The organism is Rhizobacter sp. P2_H3 (assembly GCF_056403355.1).
In genome coordinates this window covers 1-3,740 of the sequence record NZ_JBFUFQ010000367.1, presented here as the reverse complement: position 1 = coordinate 3,740, position 3,740 = coordinate 1, and the positions used below count along the sequence as shown (strand labels likewise).

The following is a 3,740-nucleotide window of genomic DNA, read 5'->3' as shown; positions in this document are numbered from 1 at the left end:
GCTCGACGCGCCGCTCGCCTGGCGTGCCGGCGTGCCGATCAGCCGCCGCCAGTACCTCGCCGACGCCGCCGCGCTGGCCGGCCACCTGCCCGACGGCGACGCCCTGCTCGCCGTCTGCAACGACCGCTACCGCTTCGCGTTGTCGCTCGGCGCGGCGATGCTGCGCGGCCGCGTCAACCTGATGCCTCCGAACCACACGCCGGACATGGTGGCGCGGCTGCTCGGCCTGTTCCCGCGCACGCACGGCCTGCTCGAAGCCGGTGCCGGACCGCACGCCCTGCCCTCGCTGAGCTTCGATGACATCGCACCGGGCCGCGCCGACACCGTCACCGACACGCCGCACTTCGCCCCCGGCACCATCGTCGCGCAGGTGCTGACCTCCGGCTCCACCGGCCAGCCGACGCAGCACGCCAAGCGCTGGGACCTGCTGGTCGAGAACATCCGCGCCGAGGCCGCGCGCATCGCCCACCACCTGGGCCGCGACAGCCTGGCCGGCGTCAGCCTGCTGGGCACCGTGCCGCCGCACCACATGTACGGCTTCGAATCGACGGTGCTGCTCGCGATGCTGGGCGGTGCGTCGTTCGCCGCCGAGAAGCCGCTGCTGCCGGCCGACATCGCCGAGGTGCTGGCGCAGCTGCCGCGGCCGCGCGTGCTCGTCAGCACGCCGTTCCACCTGAAGACGCTGCTCGATGCCGGCGTCGCGCTGCCGCCGCTCGACCTGGTGCTGTCGGCCACCGCGCCGCTGTCGCCGCAGATGGCCGCGCGGGCCGAGGCCGCGTGGCAGGCGCCGCTGGTCGAGATCTACGGCTGCACCGAGGCCGGCCAGGTCGCGACGCGCCGCACCACCGAAGGCGCCGACTGGCTCGCCTACGACGGCGTGCGGCTGAGCGGCGACGGCGCCGAGAGCATCGTCAGCGGCGGCCACGTGCCCGAGCCGACGCAGCTCGCCGATGTGCTGGAGGTGCTGTCGCCGACGTGCTTCCGGCTGCTCGGCCGCAGCAACGACCTGATCAACGTGGCCGGCAAGCGCAGCTCGCTGTCGCACCTCAATTTCCAGCTGAACAGCATCGACGGCGTGCGCGACGGCGCGTTCTGGCTGCCGCCGGCCGACAGCGTCGAGGGCATCGCCCGTCCGGTGGCCTTCGTCGTCACCGACACGCTGACGCGCGAGGCGCTGCTCGCCGCGCTACGCTTGCGGCTCGACCCGGTGCTGCTGCCGCGGCGCATCGTGCTGCTGCCGTCGCTGCCGCGCGATGCCACCGGCAAGCTGCCGGCGCAGCGCTTGGCCGCGCTCGCGGCCGAGCACCTCTAGGCCACCCCCGCCATGCCCGTCGCTACCGTGCGCATCGCGGCCTCGCACCCGGCCTTCGCGGGGCACTTTCCCGGCCGGCCGATCGTGCCCGGCGTGCTGCTGCTGGCCGAGGTGGTCGAGGCGGTGCGCGCGCATGGCATCGCGCTCGACCCGCTGCAGGTAGGCGCCGTCAAGTTCGTCGCGACGGTCGGGCCCGATGCCGAACTGCGCATCGAATGGGATGCGGTCGATGCGGCGTCGACACGCCTGCGCTTCGAGGTCGGCCAGGTCGTCGACGGACAGGCGACGCGCTGCGCGAGCGGGCATTTCGACCTGTCGCCGGCGGCCCGATGACGACACCTGCCGACGGCACCTGGATCGCCCAGCGCGAGCGCAGCAACCTGTGGGCGCTGACGCTGATGCGGCGCATCGCGGTCGGCCTCGGCCGCCCGGCCGCGCGGCTGCTGCTCGGCCCGATCGCGCTGTACTTCCTGTGGTTCGGTGGCGCCGCGCCGCGCGCCTCGGCGCAGTACCTGCGGCGCGTGCTGGGCCGCGCGCCCACGTTCGGCGAGCGGCTGCGCCACCTGCACGCGTTCGCGTCGACCGTGCTCGACCGCGTCTACCTGCTGCAGCAACGTTTCGATGGCTTCGACATCCGCATCGCGGGCACCGAGCACCTCGACGCGGTGCTCGCGCGCGGCCAGGGCGCGCTGCTGATCGGCGCGCACCTCGGCAGCTTCGAGGTGATGCGTGCGCTCGGCCAGTCGCGCGCCGGGCTGCGCGTCGCGATGGTGATGTACGAAGACAATGCGCGGATGATCAACGCCACGCTGAAGGCGATCGCGCCGGACACGCCGCTGCACATCATCGCGCTCGGGCAGCTCGAATCGATGCTGCAGCTGCGCAACTGGCTCGACGACGGCGGCGTCGCCGGCCTGCTCGGCGACCGCAGCCTGCCCGGTGCCGCATCGGCGCGCTCGGTCAGCCACCGGCTGCCCTTCCTCGGCGACGAGGCCACGTTCTCCGACGGCCCGTTCCGGCTCGCCGCGCTGCTGCGCCGGCCGGTCGTCTTCATGACCGGGCTGTACCTGGGAGGCAACCGCTACGAGCTGCGCTTCGTGCCGCTGGCCGACCTCAGCGAACGGCCCGCGGGGCGGGAGGCGCAGGATGCGGCCATCGCCGATGTGCAGCGCCGCTACGTGGCGCTACTGGAAACGCTGTGCCGCGAGCAACCGATGAACTGGTTCAATTTCTATGATTTCTGGGCCCCGGAGGATGCGCATGCGGCTTGAACTTCGACGGCGTGCGCTGTGCCTGCTGCTGGTACTGGCACCGCTCGCGGCATCCGCCGCGCCGGCCGACCTCGGCGGCCTGCTCACGCTGCTGGCCGGCGTCAAGTCCGGCGAGGCCACGTTCACCGAGACGCGCCAGGTGACGCTGCAGGACATGACGCGCACGCTCGAATCGTCCGGCCGCCTCAGCTTCGCGGCCCCCGACACCTTCGTGCGCGAGACGCTGAAGCCGCGCCGCGAGCGCCTCGCTGTCGCCGGCAACACGCTGACGATGAGCCAGGGCAGCCGCAGCCGCAGCGTGCCGCTGGACACCGTGCCCGAGGCGCAGGTGCTGGTCGAGGCGGTGCGCGGCACGCTGACCGGCAACCGCGAGCTGCTCGACCGCCACTTCACGACGCAGTTCAGCGGCACGCTTGACCAGTGGACGCTCGAGCTGGTGCCGCGCGAGCCGCGCTTGCGCGAGCAGGTCGCGCGCGTCACGGTGAGCGGCGTGCGCGCCGCGCTGACCGAGGTGCAGGTGCAGCTCGCCGGCGGTGACCGCTCGACGATGAAGATCGTCGAGAGCCGCGTTCCATGAGGATCCAGGCGCTGCGCCGGCCCGCCGTGTGGGTGTGGCTCGCGGCCATGCTGATCGGCGCCTGGCTCGCCGCGCGCGCCACCTACGTCGCCGACCTGTCGGCCTTCCTGCCGTCGTCGCCGAGTGCCGAGCAGCGCGTGCTGCTGGAGCAGCTGCGCCATGGCGTGACCGCGCGCGTGATGCTGGTCGGCGTGCGCGGCGGCGATGCGGCGCTGCGCGGCGATGCCTCGCGCGGCCTCGCGACCGCGTTGCGCGCGAGCGGCGCGTTCGACAGCGTCRGCAACGGCGACCACCTCGATTCACCGAAGGCCGTCGGCGAGCTGCTGATGGCCCACCGCTACCTGCTGAGCCCGGCGGTCGATGCGCAGCGTTTCAGCGTCGACGGGCTGCGCGACGGCATCGCCGACACCACGTCGATGCTCGGCACGCCGGCCGGCGCGTGGATCAAGCCGCTGCTGTGGCGCGACCCGACCGGCGAGATGGCGCGGCTGGCCGAGACGCTGCTGCCGTCGGGCGGGCCGCGCGTCGAGGCCGGCGTGTGGGTGTCGCGCAGCCAGCCGCGCGCGCTGCTGGTGGCGAT

At 73.5% G+C, this 3,740-nt stretch carries 4 protein-coding genes and 1 pseudogene; all 5 read left to right on the top strand.

The annotated features are described in order from the left end of the window. Nucleotides 1-1,312: AMP-binding protein (locus AC1D1T_RS30960; RefSeq protein ID WP_477993216.1), on the top strand; the 1,312-nt coding region annotated here is incomplete at its 5' end. 12 nt (nt 1,313-1,324) lie between these two features. Beyond that, entirely contained in the window at nt 1,325-1,645 is a 321-nt protein-coding gene (locus tag AC1D1T_RS30955; RefSeq protein WP_477828784.1) for an ApeI family dehydratase, read from the top strand. After that, complete coding sequence (locus AC1D1T_RS30950; protein WP_477828783.1) at nt 1,642-2,583, top strand: lysophospholipid acyltransferase family protein; 942 nt, start codon at nt 1,642-1,644, stop codon at nt 2,581-2,583. Before AC1D1T_RS30955 ends, AC1D1T_RS30950 begins: the two co-directional genes overlap by 4 nt. Beyond that, entirely contained in the window at nt 2,573-3,160 is a 588-nt protein-coding gene (locus AC1D1T_RS30945) for an outer membrane lipoprotein carrier protein LolA (RefSeq protein WP_477840108.1), read from the top strand. Before AC1D1T_RS30950 ends, AC1D1T_RS30945 begins: the two co-directional genes overlap by 11 nt. Continuing rightward, nucleotides 3,157-3,740, top strand: a pseudogene (locus tag AC1D1T_RS30940) (MMPL family transporter); the annotation flags it as partial. The gene AC1D1T_RS30945 and the pseudogene AC1D1T_RS30940, both read left to right, overlap by 4 nt.

Coding starts and splice junctions, on each gene's coding strand:
- AC1D1T_RS30955 (WP_477828784.1), top strand. CDS start 1,325: ATGCCCGTCGCTACCGTGCGCATCGCGGCCTCGCACCCGGCCTTCGCG.
- AC1D1T_RS30950 (WP_477828783.1), top strand. CDS start 1,642: ATGACGACACCTGCCGACGGCACCTGGATCGCCCAGCGCGAGCGCAGC.
- AC1D1T_RS30945 (WP_477840108.1), top strand. CDS start 2,573: ATGCGGCTTGAACTTCGACGGCGTGCGCTGTGCCTGCTGCTGGTACTG.